This is a genomic window from Paenibacillus sacheonensis (genome assembly GCF_009909195.1).
Taxonomy (GTDB): Bacteria; Bacillota; Bacilli; order Paenibacillales; family Paenibacillaceae; genus Paenibacillus_Z; species Paenibacillus_Z sacheonensis.
Map to the genome: position 1 here is coordinate 120042 of NZ_JAAAMU010000004.1, position 24192 is coordinate 144233.

27 protein-coding genes and 1 tRNA gene are annotated in these 24192 nt (G+C 56.0%); all 28 read left to right on the forward strand.

Going from position 1 to position 24192, the window contains the following annotated elements; genetic code table 11:
- Positions 1–3 precede the first annotated feature (3 nt).
- The 28 genes from GT003_RS08550 to GT003_RS08680 all read left to right on the forward strand — a co-directional run bounded on the left by GT003_RS08550 (position 4) and on the right by GT003_RS08680 (position 24005).
- Positions 4–585 (forward strand): nucleotidyltransferase family protein, encoded by a 582-nt coding sequence (locus GT003_RS08550; protein ID WP_161696494.1) that lies wholly within the window; start codon positions 4–6, stop codon positions 583–585.
- A 25-nt stretch (positions 586–610) separates the two neighbouring features.
- A complete protein-coding gene (locus GT003_RS08555; RefSeq protein ID WP_161696496.1) occupies positions 611–958 on the forward strand; it encodes a 2Fe-2S iron-sulfur cluster-binding protein in 348 nt (115 codons plus the stop codon).
- A gap of 60 nt (positions 959–1018) precedes the next feature.
- Positions 1019–1750, forward strand: a complete 732-nt coding sequence (locus GT003_RS08560; protein ID WP_161696498.1) for a hypothetical protein — start codon at positions 1019–1021, stop codon at positions 1748–1750.
- Between the two features lie 336 nt (positions 1751–2086).
- Entirely contained in the window at positions 2087–3565 is a 1479-nt protein-coding gene (gene spoIVA / locus GT003_RS08565; RefSeq protein WP_161696500.1) for a stage IV sporulation protein A, read from the forward strand.
- A gap of 333 nt (positions 3566–3898) precedes the next feature.
- Positions 3899–4174, forward strand: coding sequence for an HU family DNA-binding protein (locus GT003_RS08570; protein ID WP_090976740.1), 276 nt, complete (start codon positions 3899–3901; stop codon positions 4172–4174).
- Between the two features lie 162 nt (positions 4175–4336).
- A tRNA-Pro gene (locus tag GT003_RS08575) sits at positions 4337–4413 on the forward strand.
- Positions 4414–4557: 144 nt separating this feature from the next.
- Positions 4558–4779, forward strand: a complete 222-nt coding sequence (gene mtrB / locus GT003_RS08580; protein ID WP_161697276.1) for a trp RNA-binding attenuation protein MtrB — start codon at positions 4558–4560, stop codon at positions 4777–4779.
- A 77-nt stretch (positions 4780–4856) separates the two neighbouring features.
- Positions 4857–5390 carry a hypothetical protein gene (locus GT003_RS08585; protein ID WP_161696502.1) on the forward strand — a complete coding sequence of 178 codons (534 nt, stop codon included), beginning with the start codon at positions 4857–4859 and terminating at the stop codon, positions 5388–5390.
- Between the two features lie 179 nt (positions 5391–5569).
- A complete protein-coding gene (locus GT003_RS08590; RefSeq protein WP_161696504.1) occupies positions 5570–6436 on the forward strand; it encodes a heptaprenyl diphosphate synthase component 1 in 867 nt (288 codons plus the stop codon).
- Between the two features lie 11 nt (positions 6437–6447).
- Positions 6448–7164, forward strand: coding sequence for a demethylmenaquinone methyltransferase (locus GT003_RS08595; RefSeq protein ID WP_161696507.1), 717 nt, complete (start codon positions 6448–6450; stop codon positions 7162–7164).
- Positions 7161–8036 carry a UbiA-like polyprenyltransferase gene (locus GT003_RS08600; RefSeq protein ID WP_161696509.1) on the forward strand — a complete coding sequence of 292 codons (876 nt, stop codon included), beginning with the start codon at positions 7161–7163 and terminating at the stop codon, positions 8034–8036. Before GT003_RS08595 ends, GT003_RS08600 begins: the two co-directional genes overlap by 4 nt.
- Entirely contained in the window at positions 8030–8665 is a 636-nt protein-coding gene (locus GT003_RS08605) for a UbiX family flavin prenyltransferase (RefSeq protein WP_170312168.1), read from the forward strand. The genes GT003_RS08600 and GT003_RS08605 overlap by 7 nt, the downstream gene beginning before the upstream one ends.
- Entirely contained in the window at positions 8655–9524 is an 870-nt protein-coding gene (locus tag GT003_RS08610; protein WP_161696511.1) for a menaquinone biosynthesis protein, read from the forward strand. The genes GT003_RS08605 and GT003_RS08610 overlap by 11 nt, the downstream gene beginning before the upstream one ends.
- Positions 9521–10495 (forward strand): polyprenyl synthetase family protein, encoded by a 975-nt coding sequence (locus GT003_RS08615; RefSeq protein ID WP_161696513.1) that lies wholly within the window; start codon positions 9521–9523, stop codon positions 10493–10495. The genes GT003_RS08610 and GT003_RS08615 overlap by 4 nt, the downstream gene beginning before the upstream one ends.
- 22 nt (positions 10496–10517) lie before the next feature.
- On the forward strand, positions 10518–10961 hold the full coding sequence (gene ndk / locus GT003_RS08620) for a nucleoside-diphosphate kinase (protein ID WP_161696516.1): 444 nt from the start codon (positions 10518–10520) through the stop codon (positions 10959–10961).
- Positions 10962–11000: 39 nt separating this feature from the next.
- Complete coding sequence (locus GT003_RS08625) at positions 11001–11783, forward strand: CheR family methyltransferase (protein WP_161696518.1); 783 nt, start codon at positions 11001–11003, stop codon at positions 11781–11783.
- 141 nt (positions 11784–11924) lie between these two features.
- Entirely contained in the window at positions 11925–12092 is a 168-nt protein-coding gene (locus GT003_RS32120) for a hypothetical protein (protein ID WP_170312169.1), read from the forward strand.
- Positions 12093–12398: 306 nt separating this feature from the next.
- Entirely contained in the window at positions 12399–13568 is a 1170-nt protein-coding gene (aroC, locus tag GT003_RS08630; protein WP_161696520.1) for a chorismate synthase, read from the forward strand.
- Entirely contained in the window at positions 13568–14674 is a 1107-nt protein-coding gene (aroB, locus tag GT003_RS08635; RefSeq protein ID WP_161696522.1) for a 3-dehydroquinate synthase, read from the forward strand. The genes aroC and aroB overlap by 1 nt, the downstream gene beginning before the upstream one ends.
- Positions 14675–14676: 2 nt before the next feature.
- Positions 14677–15045 carry a chorismate mutase gene (gene aroH / locus GT003_RS08640; protein WP_161696524.1) on the forward strand — a complete coding sequence of 123 codons (369 nt, stop codon included), beginning with the start codon at positions 14677–14679 and terminating at the stop codon, positions 15043–15045.
- A 315-nt stretch (positions 15046–15360) separates the two neighbouring features.
- On the forward strand, positions 15361–16911 hold the full coding sequence (gene trpE / locus GT003_RS08645) for an anthranilate synthase component I (protein WP_161696526.1): 1551 nt from the start codon (positions 15361–15363) through the stop codon (positions 16909–16911).
- Between the two features lie 8 nt (positions 16912–16919).
- On the forward strand, positions 16920–17975 hold the full coding sequence (trpD, locus tag GT003_RS08650) for an anthranilate phosphoribosyltransferase (RefSeq protein WP_170312170.1): 1056 nt from the start codon (positions 16920–16922) through the stop codon (positions 17973–17975).
- Complete coding sequence (trpC, locus tag GT003_RS08655) at positions 17962–18756, forward strand: indole-3-glycerol phosphate synthase TrpC (RefSeq protein WP_161696528.1); 795 nt, start codon at positions 17962–17964, stop codon at positions 18754–18756. The genes trpD and trpC overlap by 14 nt, the downstream gene beginning before the upstream one ends.
- Positions 18756–19454 (forward strand): phosphoribosylanthranilate isomerase, encoded by a 699-nt coding sequence (locus GT003_RS08660; protein ID WP_161696530.1) that lies wholly within the window; start codon positions 18756–18758, stop codon positions 19452–19454. Before trpC ends, GT003_RS08660 begins: the two co-directional genes overlap by 1 nt.
- Positions 19451–20644, forward strand: a complete 1194-nt coding sequence (gene trpB, locus GT003_RS08665) for a tryptophan synthase subunit beta (protein ID WP_161696533.1) — start codon at positions 19451–19453, stop codon at positions 20642–20644. Before GT003_RS08660 ends, trpB begins: the two co-directional genes overlap by 4 nt.
- A gap of 4 nt (positions 20645–20648) precedes the next feature.
- Complete coding sequence (gene trpA / locus GT003_RS08670; protein WP_161696535.1) at positions 20649–21470, forward strand: tryptophan synthase subunit alpha; 822 nt, start codon at positions 20649–20651, stop codon at positions 21468–21470.
- 338 nt (positions 21471–21808) lie between these two features.
- Complete coding sequence (gene hisC, locus GT003_RS08675) at positions 21809–22909, forward strand: histidinol-phosphate transaminase (RefSeq protein ID WP_161696537.1); 1101 nt, start codon at positions 21809–21811, stop codon at positions 22907–22909.
- Positions 22910–22913: 4 nt separating this feature from the next.
- On the forward strand, positions 22914–24005 hold the full coding sequence (locus GT003_RS08680) for a prephenate dehydrogenase (RefSeq protein ID WP_161696539.1): 1092 nt from the start codon (positions 22914–22916) through the stop codon (positions 24003–24005).
- The last annotated feature ends 187 nt before the right edge of the window (positions 24006–24192 follow it).

Sequence of the window (24192 nt, forward strand, 5' to 3'; positions counted from 1 at the left end):
TCGATGCCGATACCGGATCAGCTGAATCGCGCGCTGGAACGCATAGCGGCCGCCGTTTCGCCCAGCGGGGCGAAATGGCTGGTAGGCGGCAGTACGGGTCTGCTGCTGCGAGGGCTTGAATTGTCCGCGCCTCCGCGTGACTTGGATATTTATGCGGATGACGAAGCTGCCCGAACGATTCATGCGGCGCTTGCTTCGTACGCGGTCGACGATCAAGGGCTGAGCGTCAGCCCGATTTATCGCTCGCTGCTCAGCCATTATGACATCCATGGCGTACAAGTCGAGCTTGTCGGCGGATTTGTCGTCGAATCGGGCCCGGACCGGTATGCCGTTGAAGTCGAGGCTGTGCTGGAGCCGCTTAAGCTCACCGTCGAGGCCGGCGCTTATGCCGTCGGCGTCGTGCCGCTGGCGCATGAGCTTTGGTTCAATGTGCTGCGGGCAAGGCCGGACCGGACGGAACCCATCGGCCGCCGCATTCGCGAGGAGCGCGAGCTTCACCTAGATGCCGTGAGGCTGATCGCCGAACGGAATCGCTTCTCCGCAGCCTTGCAGGAACAAGCAGCGCAATGGTTGACGGTAAACTAGATGAACGATGGAAGCAGGGGTTCCCGTGAATGTGGAAATAACGTTTCTTCCTTCCGGACGCAGCGCCGTGGTGCGCGCAGGGACGACCGTGCTGGATGCCGCGAGAAGAGCCGGCGTTCCGATCCGCACGCGCTGTGACGGCAAGGCGTCATGTCTCATGTGCAAGGTGACCATGCCCCACAGCTCCGCTGGGCTGTCGCCGCTGAACGATAACGAACGCCGCAAGCTGGCGGGGCTGGACCGCTCGGGCACCAGGCTCGCCTGCCAAGCGCGAATATTCGGCCGGGCCGTCGTCGAGGTGCCCGAAGATCCGTATCGCGCCGCTGTCCGCAAACAGATGATGCGCCAAGCGGAAGAAGATGAATTATGGTAGGCCGGTCGTTTCGCTGACGCGGAACGGCTTGCCTATGCAGCCTAGGAGGATAATCGTATCATGAAAGGCTTTAGAAGCGCGGCTGCAGTTATTGTGCTGGTTTTCATGGCAGCACTGCTGTCCGGATGTCTGTATCCGAAGGACCAGATGGGACAATTCCAGAAGCCGCCGAAAGACGCGATTCTAACCGTACAAACGGTCATCGATCAATTTCAGAAGGACACGGGACTTCTTCCGATTCAGAACAGCGAGGCGGATACGCCGGTTTACGAGAAATTCAAGGTCGATTTCGATAAGCTGCAGCGAATGAATTACGTGTCGACGATTCCCGAGTCTGCTTACGAGAAAGGCGGAAGCTACTATTATCTCGTAATCAACGAAGAGAAGGATCCTACCGTTAAGCTGATGAATCTCGTGGTCTATCAGAAAATGAACGATCTCGAAGCTTCGGTGAAGGCATATTCGGATACGCATAACGGCAAATTGCCGGCCGGCAAGGAGATGTATCCGTCGTTTACGGCGATCGATTACGATGCCTTGGACGTCAAGGAGCCGGAGCTGCGCAGCGTCTTCACGGGCAGCCTGCTGACGGCCATGATGGATCCGACGGGCAAAGTCTACTTGGACTACGGGCCGGACATCATGCAGCAGAAGAGCAAGCTGCCGAGCGGGAATGAGCTGGATCCCAACGCCGATCTGCGTTCGCTGCTGGTCGACGCCTCGGATTTCGTTCCCGTCAAATCCCCGGCCTACAGGCTCGTGAATGGAGACCCGCAAGCCGTTCTGAAATAATTCCGGCATTGAATATCGCTCATCAAGCTCCTGCCCATGGCAGGAGTTTTTTTATCGTTCAGGCATAGCGGGGCCCTTTCTCTCATATATCTCAATCTTGGAAGGCGTAATGGAACGAAGCTCTCTTGGAAATCGAAAGATTTCCTCTCTCCGGTCGTCATAAACATGAGACAAACGCAATAAGCTATTACTAGTCCAAAATCATGTACGAGTTGCGTCGCTTGCATGTCTCGCGGCAGGCGGGTAGCGGCGAAACCTGACGACACGCAGCAGGAGGAAAGCAGCAGTTACGGTACGTCCATGTACAGGCGAAATACGATTGGGAGGGGATATTCAGTGGAGAAAGTGGACATTTTCAAGGACATTGCCGAACGAACCGGCGGGGATATTTACCTCGGCGTCGTTGGTGCAGTCCGCACGGGCAAATCAACCTTCATCAAGCGGTTCATGGAGACGGTTGTGCTGCCGAACATCACGAACGATGCCGATCGGGTGAGAGCTATCGATGAACTGCCTCAGAGCGCTGCAGGCAAAACGATCATGACCACGGAGCCGAAGTTCGTGCCGAATCAAGCGGTGCAGCTGCGCGTAGCCGAGGGGCTTGACGTTAACATCAGACTGGTTGACTGCGTCGGATACGCCGTCGTTGGCGCGAAAGGCTACGAGGACGAAAACGGCCCGCGCATGATTACGACCCCGTGGTTCGAAGAGCCGATCCCGTTTCAAGAAGCAGCCGAGATCGGCACGCGCAAAGTCATCCAGGAGCATTCTACGCTCGGCGTCGTCGTCACGACCGACGGCACGATCGCCGAAATACCCCGCAGTTCGTACGTTGAAGCCGAGGAACGCGTCGTAAGCGAGCTGAAGGAGGTCGGCAAGCCGTTCGTGCTGATCGTCAACTCTACGCGTCCTAAGAGCGAAGAGGCGCTTCAGCTGCGCAGCGAGCTGCAGGCGAAATACGATATTCCGGTCATCACGCTCAGCGTCGCAACGATGGGCGAGGAAGAAGTCATGTCCGTGCTGCGCGAGGTGCTCTACGAGTTCCCAGTACACGAGGTGAACGTCAATCTTCCGAGCTGGGTCATGGTGTTGAACGACAATCACTGGCTGCGGAGCAACTACGAGAACTCCGTCCGCGACACGGTGAAGGATATCCGCCGTCTGCGCGACGTCGACCGGGTCGTATCGCAGTTCATGGAATACGAGTTTATCGCAAGGGCCGGCCTCAGCGGCATGAACATGGGGCAGGGCGTGGCGGAGATCGATCTCTACGCGCCGGATGAACTGTACGACCAAATCCTGATGGAAGTGGTCGGCGTCGAGATCCGCGGCAAGGATCACCTCCTTCAGCTCATGCAGGACTTCTCCCACGCGAAGCGGGAATACGACCGGTTCGCGGAAGCGCTGGAAATGGTCAAGACGACCGGCTACGGCATCGCCGCGCCTTCCCTCGCGGAAATGGCGCTCGACGAGCCGGAGCTCATCCGCCAAGGGTCGCGCTTCGGCGTCCGCCTGAAAGCGACGGCTCCGTCCATCCACATGATCCGCGTCGACGTCGAGTCCGAATTCGCGCCGATCATCGGCACGGAGAAGCAAAGCGAGGAGCTCGTCCGATACTTAATGCAGGATTTCGAGAACGACCCCATCAAGATCTGGGAATCCGATATTTTCGGCCGCTCGCTTCATTCCATCGTAAGGGAAGGCATCCAAGGCAAAATCGCCATGATGCCGGACAATGCCCGTTACAAGCTGCAGGAAACGCTGGGCAGGATCATCAACGAGGGCTCCGGCGGCCTGATCGCGATTATTCTGTAACGGCCGCAGAGATACGCAAGAGGCACGCATCCGCGTGCCTCTTTTTATATTTATCGGAATCCTCGCACCCAAAGGATGGATAAATTGTGCCCAACTATCGCCAAATAGGGAAAAAAGCGTTGAAAAACAGCGATTCTTCTGCGAAAACGCATCCTCCCTCTTGAAATCGTATAGCCAACTGTATTACTATAAATCTGTTCTAGGTTCAGTATGCAGGAATTGCACATACCGGAATTTCTTCTCACCGGAGCCGTCAGGTATAAATTCCGGGGTTTCGGTAACACAGAATGATATTGATGTGCCTTTTAACTGCCGTCAGGGGAGGTGAAAGAAATGAACAAAACGGAACTGATTGCGAAAGTAGCCGAATTGACTGACCTTTCCAAGAAAGATGCTTCCAAAGCGGTTGATGCCGTATTTGATGCCATCTCCGACTCGCTGCAAGGCGGCGATAAAGTACAATTGGTGGGCTTCGGTAACTTCGAGGTGAAAAGCCGCGAGGCGCGCAAGGGCCGCAACCCGCAAACGGGCGAAGAGATCGACATCCCGGCCAGCAAGATCCCGTCTTTCAAAGCTGGTAAATCGCTGAAAGATTTGGTCTCCAAATAAGAAGCGGCATTGCCGTTTGATAACGTCCGGATGCGACTCGCATCCGGGCGTTTTTCGATTGACGGCCGCTTGTTGCACTGGGTTTGCCTCTATTGACAACCGTAAGCAATTCCAGTAGACTTTTGTTTGCGGTTCCGGCTGCTGCAGTTGTATATCGCATGTCGGGTGTTAGCTCAGCTTGGTAGAGCGCTACCTTGGGGTGGTAGAGGTCGCCAGTTCAAATCCGGTACACCCGACCAGTTCTAGCATTTTACGGCTGCTATCTCGATAAAGGAATTTCGGGGGGCAGTTTTTTAAATATCAGGACGACGTGATGCTTTACCCGAAGCGGCGTGCTGGTCGAACAATCCGATTTCGATCTCATGAGGAGGGCATCGCACATGATGGACCAGAATGGTGAATACATAATCGTGAAAGCCAAAGCGCAGGGCGTACAGGTCATTGGCTTGACGCGCGGACAGGATACGAAGTTCCATCACACCGAGAAGCTCGATAAAGGCGAATTGCTCATCTGTCAATTTACGGATCATACGTCGGCCATCAAAATCCGCGGCAAAGCGACCGTAATGACGAAATACGGGACCATCGATACGGAGGTTGAATGAAAAGCAGGCATAGCCTGCTTTTTTAGTTTGTACACTAAGAGAAGCAGGACATTCTGTGCGCGAAAGAAGGATGCTTCATGCCGCATTGGAAAGGGCTTCTCTATGCCAGCACCATCACGCTTGCCGTCACGCTGCTCATTACCGTGCTGCCGCTCGCGAACGATCGGATGAACGAGGGGGCGCGCGACGTAGCCGTCTTCCATCCCGTTCCCATCAAGCGGCTTAGCTCGGATACGGTCGTCGATTCCATGCTCGGTTTGAATTTGACTTTGAAGGTGAAGAAGGTAGCATGGAACGGGTCCGTGCTGAGCGTGGATTTATCGAATGAGGAATATGGGAATGCTGTAGACAGATGGATGGACGATCTGCGCCGGCTGTTCGAGTTCGCATTCGTCCGTACGGATAACGTAAACCGTGTGCTCGTCAGGTTCGTTGCGCCGCTGCAGCCGCAAGCGGAAGACGTGCGCAGCGACGTTCGAATGCTGGCCGCGGTCGACGTCAGGCGGAGCGATGCCTGGTTGGCCACAGAACTGTCAAACTTAGGCGCCGCGAAGCCTTTTCAAGAGGAAATATGGCGTCAGCGCTTGCGTTTGTCCGCCTCTCCGTTGTAGCGAAACGTCAAACATAGTGCTATAATTATTGAGATTATAAAGCAGCTAACCTTGAAATATAAGAAAGTCCGATTGCTTCCGATCGATCTTTGCTTAACTATTTGGGGGAAGAAACCGCTCCGCGGGTGCATGACGGTGTCCCGTTTCTTCAAAAGCTGAACTGTCCGGAGGCTAGGCCAATGAAACCATACAGAATCCCCGAGATCGCTAAAAAGTACGTGGAGTACGATATGATTCAAGCCCATACAGAGTTGCCGGATTTCCCCGACGCGCGGGCCCGGCTGCTCTTTGCTTTTCTATCGAATCAACGTACGCCGCTGCTTCACAGCGAGCTCTACGCGTTGGTCGTTTCGCTTGTACAGCTAGGCATGGATACCCATGACATGATCGACGAATCGGGACGCCTTGCCGAGAAGGAAATGCGTTCGCGGCAGCTGAAGATCCTCGCTGGCGATTATTACAGCAGCCGCTTCTACCAGCTGCTTGCGCAGGCGGGGCAAGTGGGCATGATCAAGCGGATCAGCAACGGCGTTTGCGAAGTCAACAAACTGAAAGTTAATTTTTACATGAGAATGAAACAGCTGAAGCTGAACGCCGAGGATTACTTGAATCAGTGCGTTCAGTTGAAAACGGAGCTCTTCACGGTATTCACGGAAATCATGGACGAGAAGATGACGCGCATCTGGACGGAACTGCTTCAGGGACTCGGCCGTTGCGAGGTCCTCATGGACGAGCTGATTCGCAGCGACAAGCCGGAACGTTTCAGTCACAGCTGGGGGTATTGGCATGTGCTTGGCGTTGGGACGGACGAAGAGAAGCGCAAGTTGGAAGGGAAGCCGTTGGAGCCTTCGTTCGCTGCCGCGCTGCTGTCGGCCTACGACATTCGCGGCCAGCTGTCCGCGAAGATCAGCCAGTCCGTATCCCAAGTGCAAGCCATCGCTGCGCGTCTGGATTCCGAGAAGCTTATGCGCGAACTGCAACAGATCGGAGAGACGTTCCTGCGTCCGCTCCTCCCGGCGGCTTCCGCCCTCAACGACAGAAGGTAAGGTGACAGATCTTGCAATCCAAATCGAAAGAAGAATATGTGCATGACGTATTTGAAAGCATAGCACCGAAATACGACTTAATGAACGACCTGATCAGTTTTCGCAGGCACAAGGCATGGCGTGCGTTCACGATGCGCAAAATGAACATGCAGCCGGGCCAAACGGCGATCGATCTATGCTGCGGCACTTGCGATTGGACGATTGCCCTGGCGCGGGCAAGCAAGACCGGCGAAGTCGTCGGACTGGACTTCAGCCATAACATGCTGGAAGTCGGCAAGCAGAAGGTACACCGGGAAGGGCTCGATCAGCAGATTTCCCTGCATCAAGGCAATGCAATGGCGCTGCCTTTCGAGGACAACCGGTTTGATTTCGCGACTATCGGCTTCGGGTTGCGGAACGTTCCGGATCTGGAACAGGTTTTACGCGAGATGATGCGCGTAGTGAAGCCGGGCGGACAGGTCGTCTGCCTGGAAACGTCCAAGCCCATGTGGCAGCCGTTCAAAGCGATTTATTACTTGTACTTCGAGCGGATCATGCCGACGTTGGGCAAGCTGTTCGGCAAGTACGAGCAGTACAAGTGGCTTCCGGAGTCGCTGAAGGCATTCCCGGATTCCAATCAGCTGGCAGAAAAGTTCCGTGAAATCGGTCTTCGTAACGTGCATGCTTATCCGCTGTTCGGAGGCGTCGCGGCTTTACACACGGGGACGAAGGGAACGGACAAAAAATGATACGCAAAACTCGCATTATCTTAGAAATGATCAAAGTAGAACATACGGTTTTTGCGCTGCCGTTCGCGTTTATGGGCGCGATGATCGGCGCCGTCATGCAGGAGCAGCGGCTGCCGGACTGGGCGGAGATCGGATGGATTCTGCTTGCGATGATCGGCGCGCGCAGCGCCGCCATGGGCTTGAACCGGGTTATCGACCGCGTCATGGACGCCAAGAATCCGCGCACCGCGAAACGGGCGATTCCGGCAGGGCTGCTGAAAGCCGGCGAAGTCGTCGTGTTCATTGCGGTGTCCTTTGTCGTGCTGTTTATCGCGGCTTCGCAGTTGGACCCGATCTGCATGATGCTGATGCCGGTCGCCGTCTTCTTCCTCGTTCTTTATTCCTACTCGAAACGTTTCACTTGGCTTTGCCATGTCGTGCTCGGCATTACGATCGGTCTTGCTCCGCTCGGCGGCTGGATCGCCGTCACGGGACATCTGAATGCCGCGGCATGGGTATTGTACGGTTCCGTCGTCTTCTGGCTTGCGGGCTTCGACACCATATATGCGTGCCAGGATTTCGAGTTCGACCGCCGCGAACGGGTGCATTCCATTCCGGCCCGGTTCGGGCTTGCGGGCGGTCTTCGCATCGCGCGCGTGTTCCACTTGCTGACCGCAATCGGCTTCATATCGCTATATTGGATGACGGATTTGAGCTGGCTTTATTTGATCGGCGCCATCGCTTCGGTCGGATTTCTCGGTTACCAGCATCTGCTCGTGAAGCCGAACGATATCAGCCGGGTGCAGACGGCATTCTTCACGATGAACGGCGCGTTGAGCATCACCTTGTTTGCCTTCACGCTGCTTGATCTGGTGGTGCTGCACGAATGGTAGGGGAATCAATCGGCGCGGCGCGCAGGCGCTGGGTCGTCGGCATTACGGGAGCGAGCGGTTCCGCGTATGGCGTTCGGTTGATCGAAAGCCTGCTGGGCAGCGGCATGGATGTTCATCTTGTCGTGACGGACGCCGGCTGGCGAGTGCTGAAGGAAGAGCTCGGCTGGGAGGTAACGAAGCGCCAGGCCGCGCTTGCTGGTCATTTCGAAGAAGCGCTGGCGCAGAACAGGCTGACGCTGCATCCCAACGGCGATATCGGCGCTTCGATCGCAAGCGGCTCATTCCGCGTGGAGGGCATGATCATCATGCCTTGCTCGATGGGGACGCTGGCGTCGATCGCGCACGGCATTTCCGACGATTTGATGACGCGGGCCGCGGATGTTATGCTGAAGGAAGGGCGCAAGCTGCTTATCGTTCCGAGAGAAACGCCGCTGCATGCGATTCACCTGGAGAACATGCTTACGCTTGCCAGGCTGGGGGTCCGAATCGTCCCGGCCATGCCGGCTTTTTATTACGGCCCGCAGAGCATGGCAGACATGGTCGATTTCATGGTAGGGAAAGTGCTTGATCAGCTTCCGCTGGAGCATGATTTGTACAGAAGATGGGGAGATGAACAGCATGGGAACTAATCGCCCGATTACGGTCGGCCGCATTGACTATGCGAATGTTTGGCCTATTTTTCATTATGCGGAGCAGCAGCTGCCGGAGGACCGGTTTCGCATCGAGAAGCGCGTGCCGGCCGCCCTTAACCGGGCGCTGAGGCAAGGCGAGATCGACATCACGTCGATGTCTTCGTTCGCCTATGCGGAGAACGCCGATAACTATTTGGTGCTCCCGGATTTGTCCGTAAGTGCGAAGGGCCGCGTCAATTCCATTCTTCTGTTTATGAAAAAGCCGCTTGATCAGGTGCTGAGAGGGCGAATCGCGATGACGACGACATCTGCCACTTCCGTCAATCTACTGAAGATTCTGATGAAGCTCTATTATCAAGCCGAGCCTTCCTATGTCACGATGGAGCCTTCCCTGGATGACATGCTTGCCGAAGCGGACGCGGCGCTGCTGATTGGAGACACGGCGATTCATGCATCGTGGGCCAATCGGCATAAGGGACTTGCCGTCATCGATCTAGGCGAATTATGGCGCAGCTGGACCGGTTACGGGATGACGTTCGCTTTGGTCGCGGTCCGCAGGGAAGTCGCCGAACGCGATCCCGAAGCCGTGTCCGATGTCCTGCATGCTTTAACGGAAAGCAAAGAGCGAAGTCTGCGCGATTTGAATCCTTTGATCGCCAAAGCGTGTGCCCAGCTGGGCGGAGAACCTTCATATTGGCATCGTTATTTTCATGAGCTACACTACAATTTCGGATCGGACGAGCAGGCGGGCCTGTCGCTGTACTTCGACTATGCGCATCAGCTGGGATTGCTGCCGCATGAGGTGCATATGCGATTCTTCGAGGACCATGCAGCTCTTAAGGTGAAGAACGAATGAAACTACTTGATATTTACGCCAAAATGAAAAGCGACTTGGATGCGATCGAAGGGCAGCTGGCGCGCAGCGTCACTACCGATCACGCGCTGCTAAGCGATGCTTCGACGCATTTGCTGAAAGCTGGCGGGAAGCGGATACGCCCGGTATTCGTACTGCTGTCCGGCAAGTTCGGCACCTACGACCTGAGCGTTCTTCAATTGGTCGCAGTCCCCCTGGAGCTGATTCACATGGCTTCGCTCGTGCATGACGACGTCATCGATAACGCGGAAACGCGGCGGGGTCAGTTGACCGTGAAGTCCAAATGGGACAATCGGATCGCCATGTACACGGGGGATTACATATACGGTAAAGCGCTAGCGATGGTGACGGAGCTCGAGAATCCGGAAATTCATCAGATTTTGGCTAAAGCGATGGTGCAGATGTGCATCGGCGAAATGGAACAAATCCGCGATTTCTTCAATACCAAGCAAACCGTTCGCAATTATCTGCTGCGCATTCGCCGCAAGACGGCGCTCCTCATCGCGGTCAGCTGCCAGCTCGGGGCGATCGCGGGAGGCGCGGACCGGAAGACGGCGAACCGGTTGTACCGCTTCGGTTACAATGTCGGCATGGCGTTCCAGATCCGGGACGATCTGCTCGACTTGCTCGGAACGGAGAAGCAGATCGGCAAGCCGCCGGGCTCCGATATTCGCCAAGGCAACATCACGCTTCCCGTGCTGCTGGCGCTGCGGGAGACGGCCTCTGCCGTGGAGCTGCAGGAGCACATTCAACAGATTCAGGCATCGAACGGTGCAGGAGATACGAAGCGCGCGTTGAACATCATACGTAAGAGCGCCGGCATAGGCATCGCCGAGGAGATGGCCACGAGGTACATCGACAAAGCGATTGCGGCCCTGGGCGATCTGCCGAATATCCCGGCGAAGAAGAATTTGACGGATATCGCGCATTTCATAGCCAAACGAAACTACTAAACGCGTCTAGGAGGGAACTCGAATGGAAAGAACATTTCTAATGGTAAAGCCTGACGGCGTGCAGCGCGGGTTGATCGGAGAAATCGTATCGCGATTTGAACGCAAAGGATTAAAACTGGTTGCGGCAAAATTCATGCGGATTACGCCGGAAATCGCAGAGCGCCATTATGCGGAACATATCGGGCAGCCCTTTTATCCGCCGCTTGTAGCATTTGTGACGTCAAGTCCCGTGTTTGCCATGGTATGGCAGGGGGATAACGTGATCGGGCTAACGCGTGCCATGATCGGCAAGACGAACGCGATCGATGCGGCACCGGGAACGATTCGTTCCGATTATGCGGTTCATACGAATTTCAATTTGATCCACGGTTCCGATTCGCCCGAAAGCGCCAAAAGGGAAATCGGCATTTTCTTCACCCCCGACGAGTTAATGGATTACACCCAATCGATCGGGCAGTGGATTTAATTATTTAGCGACCAAGCGTCTGCTGCGGGGGATACCGACTTGGAAGACAAAGATTTCACCTTCTTTATCGAGCGGATCAAAGAGAAGACGGCCATCGATCTGTCTCAGTACAAGGAAGCGCAGATGAAGCGCCGATTGACGACGCTCCGCGAGAAATACGGTTATGATACGTTTGCATCTTACTACGAGCAGTTGAACCGGGATTCGAAGCTGATGAACGAGTTTTTGGATCGGATGACCATCAATGTGTCCGAGTTTTGGCGAAATCCGAGCCGTTGGGAAGCGATGGAGAAGAAATTTCTGCCGGATGTCCTGAACGCCGGAGGCCGGGTGAAGATATGGAGCGCCGCTTGTTCGACCGGCGAAGAACCCTATACGCTTTCGATGATCGTGCATGCGCTCGGCGCGCAGGACAGGGTCTCCATTCTCGCGACGGATTTGGACGGGCTCGTGCTGCAGAAGGCCGCTCAAGGTATCTATCAGGAACGCTCGATTCGCGACGTACCCCGTAATTATTTATCCGATTACTTCGTTCGGCAGGGCAGCGGAGAGGTTGCCGTTGCGGATAAGCTGAAGCGGATCATTACCTTCAAGCAGCAGAATTTGCTTCATGATACGTTCGACGATGGATTCGATATCATCGTTTGCCGTAACGTGATGATTTACTTCACGGAAGAAGCGAAGCAAGTCTTATACCGCAAGTTCTCCAAGGCGCTTAAGCCTGGAGGACTGCTGTTCGTGGGCAGCACGGAGCAGATCTTCTCGCCGGCCCAGTACGAATTCGAATCGGCGGAGACCTTCTTCTATCGCCGCAAAGCTTAGCCGCAGCCTGTAATGGGCACATAGGGCCGCCGCATCACCGGATTTCAGGGTGGTCGCAGCGGCCCTTTGCATGGTATGTATAGGAACTACCGGCATCTCCAATACTGAGCATAGAAGGACATCACGCATTGGAGGTGCAGCATGGACAAACGCAAAGTGATCGCGGCGTATAAGCGGGGATTTATCAGCGTCCAAGAATGCGCTCAAATCCTTGGCATCGATACGAGTCAAATGAACGGCCTGATGAACGATCCCCAATTGACCGCGGACTCGCCGCTATTGCGCGGCAGACAATCCGTCAACGGATAAATAAACCTTGCTGCGGCTGCTCGAACCGCCTTCCCGGAAGGCGGCTCGGGCAGCTTCTTTTTCTTGGCCGGGACGTTCACGGAAGGCTTGCATTTTCTTGTCAAACCGTTGACGCTATACTATAATGAGCAAAGATATTTGAGGCAGACATACATAACCGATAGCATAGTTTGACCTTATACCGGCAATAGGCTCCGTGCCTATGACAGTCCATAAGGTTTAAGGGAAGGCAATGGCACTGCTGCCATGAGCGCGGCGGCGGTCATTTCTTCCTACGGTGTTCGGACATGAAGGAGGAGCTTTACTGTGAGTTTACGTTATTTAACAGCAGGAGAAACACATGGTCCACAGTTGACGGCTATTATCGAAGGTCTGCCGAGCAACCTGCAGCTTGATTTCGAGGAATTGAATTTCCAGCTGCATCGTAGGCAGAAAGGCCATGGACGCGGCCGCCGGATGCAGATCGAGAAGGATACGGCGGACATCGTCGGCGGCGTCCGTCACGGCAAAACGACAGGTGCGCCCGTCGCGCTTGTAGTCGCGAACAACGACTGGAAGCACTGGACAACCGTCATGAACATCGAACCGATCGAGGGCAGCGACGAAGAGAAGCGCCGCGTGAACCGTCCTCGTCCAGGCCATGCCGACTTGAACGGCGGCTTGAAATACAATTTGAAGGATCTCCGCAATGTGCTGGAGCGGTCCAGTGCGCGCGAGACGGCCGCCCGCGTCGCGGTCGGCGCGGTGGCACGCCAATTTCTGGCCGCTTTCGGCATCAAGGTCGGCGGCCAAGTGATCCGTATCGGCGAGATCGAAGCACCCGCGAACCAGCTTCCGCTCGATGAACTGATCCGTCTGACGGAAGAATCGTCCGTGCGCGTCGTGGACAAAGAAACCGAAGAGAAAATGACCGCTTACATCGATCAAATCAAAGCGGAAGGCGACTCGATCGGCGGCATCGTCGAATGCATCGTGGAAGGCGTACCCATCGGACTCGGCAGCCACGTACAGTACGATCGCAAGCTGGATGGCCGCATCGCGCAGGCCGTCATGTCGATCAATGCGTTCAAGGGCTGCGAGATCGGCATCGGCTTCGAAGCAGGAACGATCCGCGGTTCCCAAGTCCATGACGAGATCATGTACAGCGAGGAACGCGGCTACTATCGCGCGACGAACCGTTTGGGCGGCTTCGAAGGCGGCATGACGAACGGCGAGCAGATCGTGGTCCGCGGCGTCATGAAACCGATCCCGACGCTGTACAAGCCGCTTCAAAGCGTGGACATCGATACGAAAGAGCCGTTCACGGCGCAAGTAGAACGTTCCGACAGCTGCGCGGTGCCTGCGGCAAGCGTCGTTATGGAGCATGTCGTTGCCTGGGAAGTAGCCAAAGCGTTCCTCGAGAAGTTCGGCGGGGATTCCATGGAAGAGATTCGCACGAATTACAACAACTATCTCGAGCAATTGAGGAGCTACTAATGGTCGGCGTCCGCGAGTTGACCGTGGATCTCGGCGAGCGTTCTTATCCGATCTATATCGGAGAAGGACTGCTGGATGAAGCCGGCAAGCGGCTGGCCGAGCACGGAATCAGCAAGAAATCGCCCTTGATGATCATTACGGATACGAATATCGCCGATAAGCATCTGGCTCATCTGGAAACCGTTCTTCGTGACGAAGGATTCGCCATGGCGAGCGCCGTCATTCCGTCCGGGGAAGCGTCCAAGTCGCTGGCTCAGCTGGAGAAGCTCGTGGGAATGGCGCTGGAGAACGGGCTCGACCGCAAATCCGCCATCGTGGCGCTGGGAGGCGGCGTCGTCGGCGACTTGGCCGGGTTTGTTGCGGCTTCCTATATGCGCGGCATCAAATTCGTTCAAATTCCGACGACGATTCTCGCCCATGACAGCAGCGTCGGCGGAAAAGTAGCGGTCAACCATCCGATGGCGAAGAACATCATCGGCGCTTTTCATCAGCCGGAACTTGTCCTCTATGACCTGAAGACCCTTCAGACGCTTCCGGAGCGCGAAGTGAAAGCCGGTTTGTCGGAAGTCGTCAAGCACGGGCTGATTTGGGATGCCTCGTTCGTGGACTGGTGCGACGAGAATGCCGAGCGGCTGCTGGCTTTGGAACCCGAAGCATTAGGTTATGCGCTATACAAAGGCTGCAGCGTCAAAGCGGCGGTCGTCTCTCAGGATGAGCGGGAGAACGATCTTCGCGCCATCCTCAACCTGGGTCACACGATCGGCCATGCGCTTGAAGCGGTCGCCGGGTATGGCGAGCTGCTTCACGGCGAAGCGATCTCTATCGGCATGGTTGGCTCGGCCCGCCTTGCGGTTAGGTTGGGCGCGCCGGAAGAGGTTTACCGGATAACGAAACGCGTTCTATCGCGCGTGGGACTGCCGGTCAAGCTTCCCGAGCACCTGGATACGGATGCGATCATGCGCGCGCTCATGCACGACAAGAAATTCCAGGAAGGCACGACGACGTTCATCGTGCCGCTGGCGATCGGTAAAGTGGAAATTAATAAATCGGTATCGACCGCGCTCATTAGAGAGATCGTGGAAGAACTGAAACAGGAGGCCGTTTAGGAATGAATGTACGGGGCATACGCGGCGCCATTACAGTCGACGTCAATGAAGAACAACCGATTTTGCAAGCGACCGTTGAATTGTTGAACGGCATCGTGAACGCGAACGGGATCGTGCCTGGCGATATCGCCAGCGTATTCGTTACCGTGACCGGCGATTTGGACGCTACCTTTCCGGCAAGAGCAATCCGCGCCATGGCCGGCTGGGACTTAGTCCCGCTGATGTGCGCGCTTGAAGTGCCGGTCAAGGGCAGTCTAGCCAAATGCATCCGCCTGATGGTGCTGGTCAATACGGAGAAGACGCAGGAGCAGGTCGAGCATGTGTACCTGGCCGGCGCGAAGGCGCTGCGTCCGGATTTGGCGAAGGCATAACGCTGCGCACGCGGCGGACAATCGGGATTGACGAATGCAATTATGCTATTGTATAGTGAGTTATAGTTAAAGGCTGTTTGAAGAAGCAGCCGAGAAGAGACGAGCAGCAGTATGAGGTTAGAAGAGATGAGCAGAGCCGAGATGAGTGGAAGTTTTAATTGCAACGCGAAGAGGTTGTGACAGTATGCAGCGGTAGATCCCTGCGCACTGCTATTTCCCCTTATCGTTCATACTCATTTTTCATCTTTCTAACACATAATGCTCCTGCTGCGGCAGGAGCTTTTTATTTATCCACTAGAGAGGGAGAGATGCAGTATGAACCAGGAGCTCCAAGGCATTATCCGGCAAGCCGGTACGTATAACCTAATTCCGATCGTGAGGCATGTGATGGCGGATACGGAGACGCCGATCCGCATCTTCCAGCATTTCTACCGCGAACGCCGCGCATTCCTGCTCGAAAGCGTGGAGGGCGGGGTCAAATGGGCTCGTTATTCCTTCATCGGCACGGACCCGTTCATGCTCATCCGCGGCAAGAACGGCGAGATGGTCATTGAAAAGAACGGACAAGAAACGGTGCTGCACGATAAACCGATCGAACTGCTGAAGGCGCATCTGCGTTCCTACCGCAGTCCGGCAATCGCGGATCTGCCTCCGTTTACGGGAGGGGCGATCGGATTTTTCGGCTACGACCTCCTTCAATATTATGAGAAACTTCCGGCCCACCGCATCGATGACTTGCAAATGAACGATCTGCAGTTTATGTTCTGCGACCAAGTCATCGTGTTCGATCACTTCAAGCAGCAGGTACAGGTAATCGGAAACGTTCATATCCCGGAAGCCGCGACGGACGCCGTCATTCAAGAATCGTACGAACGAACGCTCGGCAAGATCGAAGCGACCATCGAACGGCTGCAGCAGCCGACGCCGACGACGCTCATGACGGGCGGCAGCATTCCTTCCGATCCGGAGCTCGGCGAGGTTTCCTCTAACTTGACGAAAGAACAATTTCTCGCGAACGTCGAGCAGTCGAAGGAATATATTCGCGCCGGCGATATTTTTCAAGTGGTGCTGTCCCAGCGTTTCAGCATTGACACCGACGTTGATCCGCTTCACGTCTACCGCGTGCTGCGGACGATGAACCCGTCGCCGTACATGTATTGTTTGAAAATGGACGATGAAGTCATCGTCGGCACGTCGCCGGAAGCGCTCGTGAAGGTGGATGGCGAGCGCGTCGAGACCCGCCCGATCGCCGGTACGCGTCCGCGCGGCAAGACGCCGGAGCAGGACCTTGCGCTCGAGAAAGAGCTGCTGGCCGACGAGAAGGAACGTGCCGAGCATCTCATGCTGGTCGACCTGGGCCGCAACGATATCGGCCGCGTAGCGGAATTCGGTTCCGTACGCTGCGATTCGTATATGGAAATCGAACGCTATTCTCACGTCATGCACATCGTGTCCAACGTTTCCGGCAAGCTGCGCGAAGATAAGGATTTCTTCGATGCGTTCGTATCCTGCATGCCGGCGGGCACCGTATCGGGAGCGCCCAAACTGCGGGCGATGGAAATCATCGCGGAGCTGGAGAACGAAGCGCGCGGCGCCTATGCCGGCGCGATCGGTTATCTCGGCTTTAACGGGAGCCTGAACACGTGCATCACGATTCGGACGATGATATTCAAGAACGGCAAAGCGTACGTGCAATCCGGCGCGGGTATCGTTTGGGACTCCGTGCCGGAGAATGAATATACGGAGACCGTCAACAAAGCGATGGCGCTGCTCAAAGCGGTACGGGTAGCGGAAGCGGCATTCGCGCAGCCGGAGCGGGGAAGCAGCATGATCAATATGGACTATTTTGCAGACGTGAAAGGGTGAGCGGGACGATGACGGTGATAAACGAAATCATGACGATGCAGCGAGCGCTGAATCTGTTGATTGGCGGTACCAGCTTGTCCCGCGAAGAAGCGCGCAGCGTCATGGATATTATTATGAGCGGCGAAGCGACGCCGGCCCAAATCGGCGGCGTTGCCGCCGTGCTCCGGATGAAGGGCGAGACGCGCGAGGAGATCACGGGCTTTGCCGAAGCGATGCGGGCGCATTCCAATCACGTCGTTACGGAGCGAAGCGGCTTGCTCGATACATGCGGTACGGGCGGATCCGGCATTCATAAGTTCAATATTTCCACGGCTTCGGCCATCATTGCCGCCGCGGCCGGCGTCCGCGTTGCCAAGCATGGCAACCGCGCCATGTCCGGCAAGTCCGGAAGTGCCGATACGCTTGAAGCGCTCGGCGTGAACATAACGCTGAACGCCGAGCAGGCGTCCCAATGCCTAGAGGCGATCGGCATTTGCTTCATGTTCGCGCAGCTGTACCATCCTTCGCTGAAGCATGCGGCGGTTCCCCGCCGCGAGCTGGGCGTTCGTACCATCTTCAACATGCTTGGACCGCTGACCAATCCGGCTGGGGCGGATCGCCAGCTGCTCGGTATCTATGACCGCACGAAGACGGAAACGATCGCGTCCGTGCTCGGCGATCTGGGGCTGAAACGCGCCATGGTCGTCAGCAGCTTCGATGGGCTGGACGAGATCAGCATTTCGTCTCCGACGCAAATTTCCGAGCTGCAGGGAGGCAGCGTGACGACGTACACGCTGACGCCGGAACAATTGGGGCTTCGCACGCATGCGTTGTCCGACATCATCGGCGGCGACGCTGCCGAGAATGCCCGCATTATTCATTCCGTCTTCGACCGGAACGAATTCGGCGCTTATCGCGATATCGTGCTTGCCAACGCCGGTGCCTGCATCTTCGTCGGCGGTGCGGCCAGTTCGCTGATCGAAGGCGTCGAAACCGCTAGAACGGTGATTGATTCAGGACTTGCGGCCGCCAAGCTGGCCCAGTTGATTGAAACGACAGGAGAGTTGAGCCATGTTTCTAGATAAAATCGTAGCGACGAAAAATCGTGAAGTCGATCAGTTAGCCGAACATTTCCACCTGGCGGATGCCGAGCGCCGGATCGCGGAGCTTCCGCCTTGCCGAGGCTTCGAGAAGACCCTGGCTGGCAGGACCAACCGGCCCGTGGGCCTGATCGCGGAAGTGAAGAAGGCATCGCCTTCGAAAGGCCTTATTCGCGCGGATTTCGATCCCGTCGAATTAGCGCGGACATACGAGCAGGCCGGAGCGGACTGCATTTCCGTGCTGACGGACGAGGATTATTTCCAAGGGAAAAACGCGTATTTGACTGCCGTGTCGGAAGCGGTGAAGCTGCCGCTGCTGCGGAAGGATTTCACGGTGGACTACCGCCAGATCTATGAAGCGAGGTTGATCGGCGCGGACGCTATCCTGCTTATCGCCTCCATCCTGCGTCCGTCCAAGCTCGCCGAATTTTACGATATCGCGAAATCGATCGGATTGGATGTTCTGATCGAAGTCCACGATGAGGAAGAGATGCAGGACGTGCTCGGCCTTGGCAAAGCGACGCTGGTCGGCATCAACAATCGGAATCTTCAGACGTTCGTAACGGATTTGAAGACGACCGAACGCCTGATCGGGATCGTTCCGCCCTGCGTGACGGTGATAAGCGAGAGCTCTATCGCGACGCCGGAAGATATTGCTTACGTGCAGTCATGCGGTGCCAAAGGCGTGCTCGTCGGGGAATCGCTAATGCGTCAGCCTGATGTCGGCGCGGCAGTCGAACAGCTGATGGGTCCGGTGAAGCCGTAATGGCTTCTCTACAGGAAGGTACGGACGGCGATCGCCAGGTCAGAGTCAAAATATGCGGACTGCGCGATGCCGAGACGATTCGATCGATGAACGGCTTGCCGGTTCACGAGGTCGGCTTTATCTTCGCGAAGAGCCGCAGGCAAATCTCGCCGGCGCTGGCGTCGGAGCTTGTCGCGGAAGTGCACAAGCTTCGGAACCCTGAGGGACATGCCCCGCGCACGGTCGGCGTGTTCGTTAATCCGACGATCGATGTGCTTCGCGAGACGCTGCAGGCGGCTCCCCTGGACGTGATTCAGCTGCATGGAGAAGAGACGCCGCAGTTCTGCGAGGAAGTCAGAAGGACGTTCGGCACGGCGGTATGGAAAGTGTTTTCGGTGACCGACAGCGATGCCGATGATTCGAAGTCGTCCGGACCTGACAGGCTGGAGCCTTATCGCGGCAGCGTGGATGCCTTTCTCGTCGATACGGCGGGGGGCGGCACCGGGAAGACGTTTGCATGGCATGTCATTGACCGTTACGCGGAAGCGGCGGCCGGAATCCCGCTCTATGTCGCGGGAGGGCTGCATCCCGATAATGTCGGCGAGCTGCTGTCCCAATATTCGCCGGATGGCGTCGACGTATCGAGCGGCGTGGAGACGGACGGCGTAAAGGATCGTACGAAAATCAAGGTTTTTGCGGAAAGGGTGCAAGGTTTATGACGCAAGTCCCGGACGAAAACGGGCGTTTCGGCAAGTTCGGCGGACGATACGTGCCTGAGACGTTGATGAACGCGCTGATGGAGCTGGAGGAAGCTTATCAGCATTATTCCAAAGATCCCGAATTTATCGCAGAGGTTCGCTACTTATTGACGAAGTATTCGGGCCGCCCGACTTCGCTTTATTATGCAGAGCGGCTGTCCCAGCACCTGGGGGGCGCGAAAATCTATTTGAAGCGCGAGGATTTGAACCATACCGGCGCGCATAAAATCAACAATACGATCGGGCAGGGCCTGCTCGCCAAACGGATGGGCAAGACCAAGATTATCGCCGAGACCGGCGCGGGTCAGCACGGGGTAGCTTCGGCTACGGTTGCGGCCCTGCTCGGCCTGGAATGCAAAGTGTTCATGGGCGAAGAGGATACGAAGCGTCAAGAATTGAACGTGTTCCGCATGCAGCTGCTCGGTGCCGAAGTCGTTCCCGTCATGTCCGGGACGCGTACGCTGAAGGATGCGTGCAACGAAACGCTTCGTTACTGGGTAAGCCATGTCGACGATACGTATTACATTCTTGGTTCGGTTACGGGACCGCATCCATATCCGATGATGGTCCGCGACTTTCAACGGATCATCGGCGATGAGTCGCGAGAGCAGATTCAGAAGGAAGCCGGACGTCTGCCGGACTACGTCGTAGCTGCGGTAGGCGGCGGCAGCAATGCCATCGGCATGTTCTATCCGTTCATCAACGATGAATCCGTGAAATTGATCGGCGTGGAAGCGGCGGGACACGGCGTCGATACCGAAGAACACGCGGCAACGATGACGAAAGGCCGTCACGGCGTGTTCCAGGGATCGCTCAGCTACGTCCTGCAGGACGAGCATGGTCAAGTGCAGCCGGCGCATTCCATCTCCGCGGGCCTCGACTATCCGGGCATCGGTCCGGAGCACGCGTATTTGAAAGATACGGAGCGCGCGGCTTATTTACCGATTACGGATGCGGAGGCACTCGAAGCTTTACAGCTGCTGTCGCGCACGGAAGGCATTATTCCGGCATTGGAATCGGCGCATGCGATCGCTCAAGTCATGAAGCTGGCACCGACGCTAAGCTCCGATCAAATCATCGTCGTCAGCTTGTCAGGCCGCGGAGACAAAGACGTACAAGCGATCATGGGTTATTTGGAAGGGGGCATGTAAGCGTATGGGAAACCAAGTCAACGCAATCGATGCAGCCTTTCAACGCCTGCGTGGGGAAGGCCGCACCGCGCTGATCCCCTTTCTGACGATCGGCGATCCCGATCTGGCGACTTCCGTCGAAATCATCGGTGCGCTGGAACAGGCCGGGGCCGACATGGTCGAGCTGGGCGTCCCGTATTCGGATCCCCTCGCGGACGGACCTGTCATTCAACGGGCATCGGAACGCGCGCTTAGCAACGCACGCGTCACGCTTGTGGATTGCATCGAAGTGGCCGAGCAATCCCGGAATGCCGGCATAAAGCTGCCTTTCATACTTTTCACTTACTATAATCCAGTTCTGCAATACGGGCTTGAGCGCTTCTTCGAGCTCGTGACGGCGAAAGGGATCAGCGGCCTTATTATTCCGGATCTCCCGATCGAAGAAGATGCGGAACTCCGCGCCATGGCCGAGGAAGCGGGCATTCATCTCATTCCGCTCGTCGCGCCGACGTCCAACGACCGCGTCAAGCGCATTGCAGCGAAAGCGCGCGGCTTCGTATACTGCGTCTCTTCGCTTGGCGTAACCGGCGTCCGCGCTGATTTTCACCAAGGGATCGACGAGTTTCTGGCGACCGTGCGCAGCGCGACGGACACGCCGATTGCCGTCGGTTTCGGCATTTCCAGCCGCGAGCAAGTCGAACGCTTCAGCAAACAGGTAGACGGCGTTATCGTCGGCAGCGCGATCGTGCGCAAGATCGAAGAGGCCGTTCCGCTGCTGCAGTCGCCGGATAAGAAGCAGGAAGGACTTGCGCAGATTCGCGCGTTCGTCAGCGAACTGAGAGGCTGAGCGCAAGCAAGCCGCTTTAAAACATGGAAACCTTCGAAGGCCCTGGCCGCGAAGGTTTTTGTGCTTCCGCTATGCAAGGCCGGTCCCCTCGGCACGTCAGCCATGCGCGTGCTTTTGTTCCGGCATATCCGCTGTATCTCTGCATATCTTCTCCCTTGAATTGACGGTGCATCTGTAACTATGTTTCTGCGCATCTGTCGTGCTTTCGTTACGCTTTTGCGCTTAAAAGCATAAAAGCATGAAAGAAATTATAGACGTTGCTCTTTAAAATAAGATCGACATATGAGACAATGTTGGAATAGCAATCGAGCAATGAACCATTTTATGAGGTGATCCGTATGCAACCAAAACAAAGTATTGTCAGCCTGCCGGTGTATCAACCTGGCAAACCGATCGAAGAAGTCAAACGCGAATTAGGTCTGAAAGAAGTCATTAAGCTGGCATCGAACGAAAATCCGTTCGGCAGCTCGGAGCAAGCGAAAGCGGCCGTTCTTAAAGAAATGGAAAACATAAGCATATATCCCGACAGCTTCAGCACGGAGCTGACAGCGGAAGTGGCCAAGTTTCTAGGCGTCGAGCGCGACCAAATCATCTTCGGCGCAGGTTCCGACGAAGTCATTCTGATGCTTGCCCGCGCATTCCTGGTGCCCGGAGACGAGACGGTCATGGCGGACGAGACTTTCTCGCAATATCGCCATAACGCCGTCATCGAAGGCGCGACGATCGTCGAAGTGCCGCTTAAGAACGGCGTTCATGATCTTCCTGCCATGCTGAACAAAATTACGGACCTGACCAAGATCGTCTGGGTATGCAATCCGAACAATCCGACGGGTACGATCGTGGGAAGAGAAGAGCTGAAGTCCTTTATCAGCCAGGTTCCTTCCCATGTCATCGTCGTATTGGACGAAGCGTACATCGAATATATTACCGACGAATCGGCGCTTCCCGATAGCGTGGCTTTGATCGGCGAATATAAGAATGTCATCCTGCTTCGCACCTTCTCCAAAATTCACGGCTTGGCTTCGCTGCGCATCGGGTACGGCGCTGCCCATGTCGATCTGATCCGCATGGTGAACCAAGTCCGCGAGCCGTTCAACACGACGAGAATCGCGCAGGCTGCCGCCATCGCATCCCTTGCCGACCAAGACTTCGTGAAGAGCTGCAGGGAACGTAATGCGGAAGGCAAAGCATACATGTACAAGCAGTTCGATCGTCTCGGACTCCCGTATTTCGAAGCACACGGTAATTTCGTCATGGTCGACGTGAAGATGCCATCCGGCCAAGCATTCGACGGCTTGCTCCGCAGAGGCATTATCTCTCGCGCGAGATGGAAGCACTACCCGAATCACATCCGGATTACGATCGGCAGCCAAGATCAGAACGAAGCCTTCATCGCTGCCCTGGAGTCCGTACTAACAGAAGCGGCGGTGCTAGGCTGACATCATGACTAAAATAGCGATATTCGGCGTCGGGTTGATCGGCGGCTCGCTGGCGCTTTGCTTTAAAGGCAAGCCGGGCATTACCGTCGTCGGTCATTCCGTTCGCGAATCATCCGCTGCCAAATACCTCGAGCGGGGCGTCGTCGATCATGCGACGACGTCTCTTCGCGAGGCTGCAGAGGGCGCGGATTTTATTTTCTTGTGCGTACCTGTCGGTTCGCTTTCGCAATACGTGCATGATCTCGGCCAGCTTTCGCTGAAGCCGGGCTGCATCATCACGGATGTCGGCAGCACCAAGGCTTCCGTTGCAGCGTGCGCAAGACAAGCCCGCCTGGGCGAAGCGGTATTCATTGGCGGCCATCCAATGGCTGGCTCCGAGCGTTCCGGCGTGGAAGCGGCGTCTTTATACTTATTCGAGAATGCCTTCTACGTGCTGACGCCCGAAGCGTCTACGCCGCAGCATTACGTTGATAAGCTGACCTCGCTGCTCGCCTATACCAAAGCGAATATCGTCCATGTTCATCCCGAAGAGCATGACGAGATCGTCGGGGCGATCAGTCATCTTCCTCATATCATCGCGGTCGCGCTCGTTAATCTCGTCCGCGGCTACAATGATGACAATGCATTCTACGGCCTGCTTGCCGCGGGCGGATTCCGGGATATTACCCGCATCGCTTCCAGCGATCCGGTGGTGTGGCGCGATATTCTCGTCAACAACCGGGACGTGCTGCTGAAGCTGTTGAGACAGTGGCAGTCGGGCATGGCCTCGTTTGTCGACATGCTGGAGGGAGAGGACGGCGAAGCGGTGGAGGCTGCCTTCAGGGAAGCCGGCCAGTTCCGCAGCCAGCTGCCTGAGCGCCGCAAGGGAATGATACATTCCATCTACGAATGCTATATCGACGTACCCGATCATCCGGGGATCATCGGTAAAGTCGCAACGGAGCTTGGCAACAGCGCCATTAACCTGAGCAATGTTCAAATCATCGAGAGCAGGGAAGACGTGCCCGGCGTGCTTCGCCTGAGCTTCAGGAAGCAGGACGACTTGGACCGCGCGGTCGATCGGCTGGGAGAAATCGGATACGCCGTTCATTTTTAAATTCGTGTACTCATTTTGAAAACGCTTATTGACAAAATGAAAACGTATACATATAATAAAAGTACAGTATGGTTTCTCTCCACTCCTATCCAAATCCATCGCAGTTATTTGCGGGACCGCCTTTATAGGCGGTCTTTTTTTTGTTTATTGAAACATTTCGGCCATTTCGTACGTCCGAACATTCGGA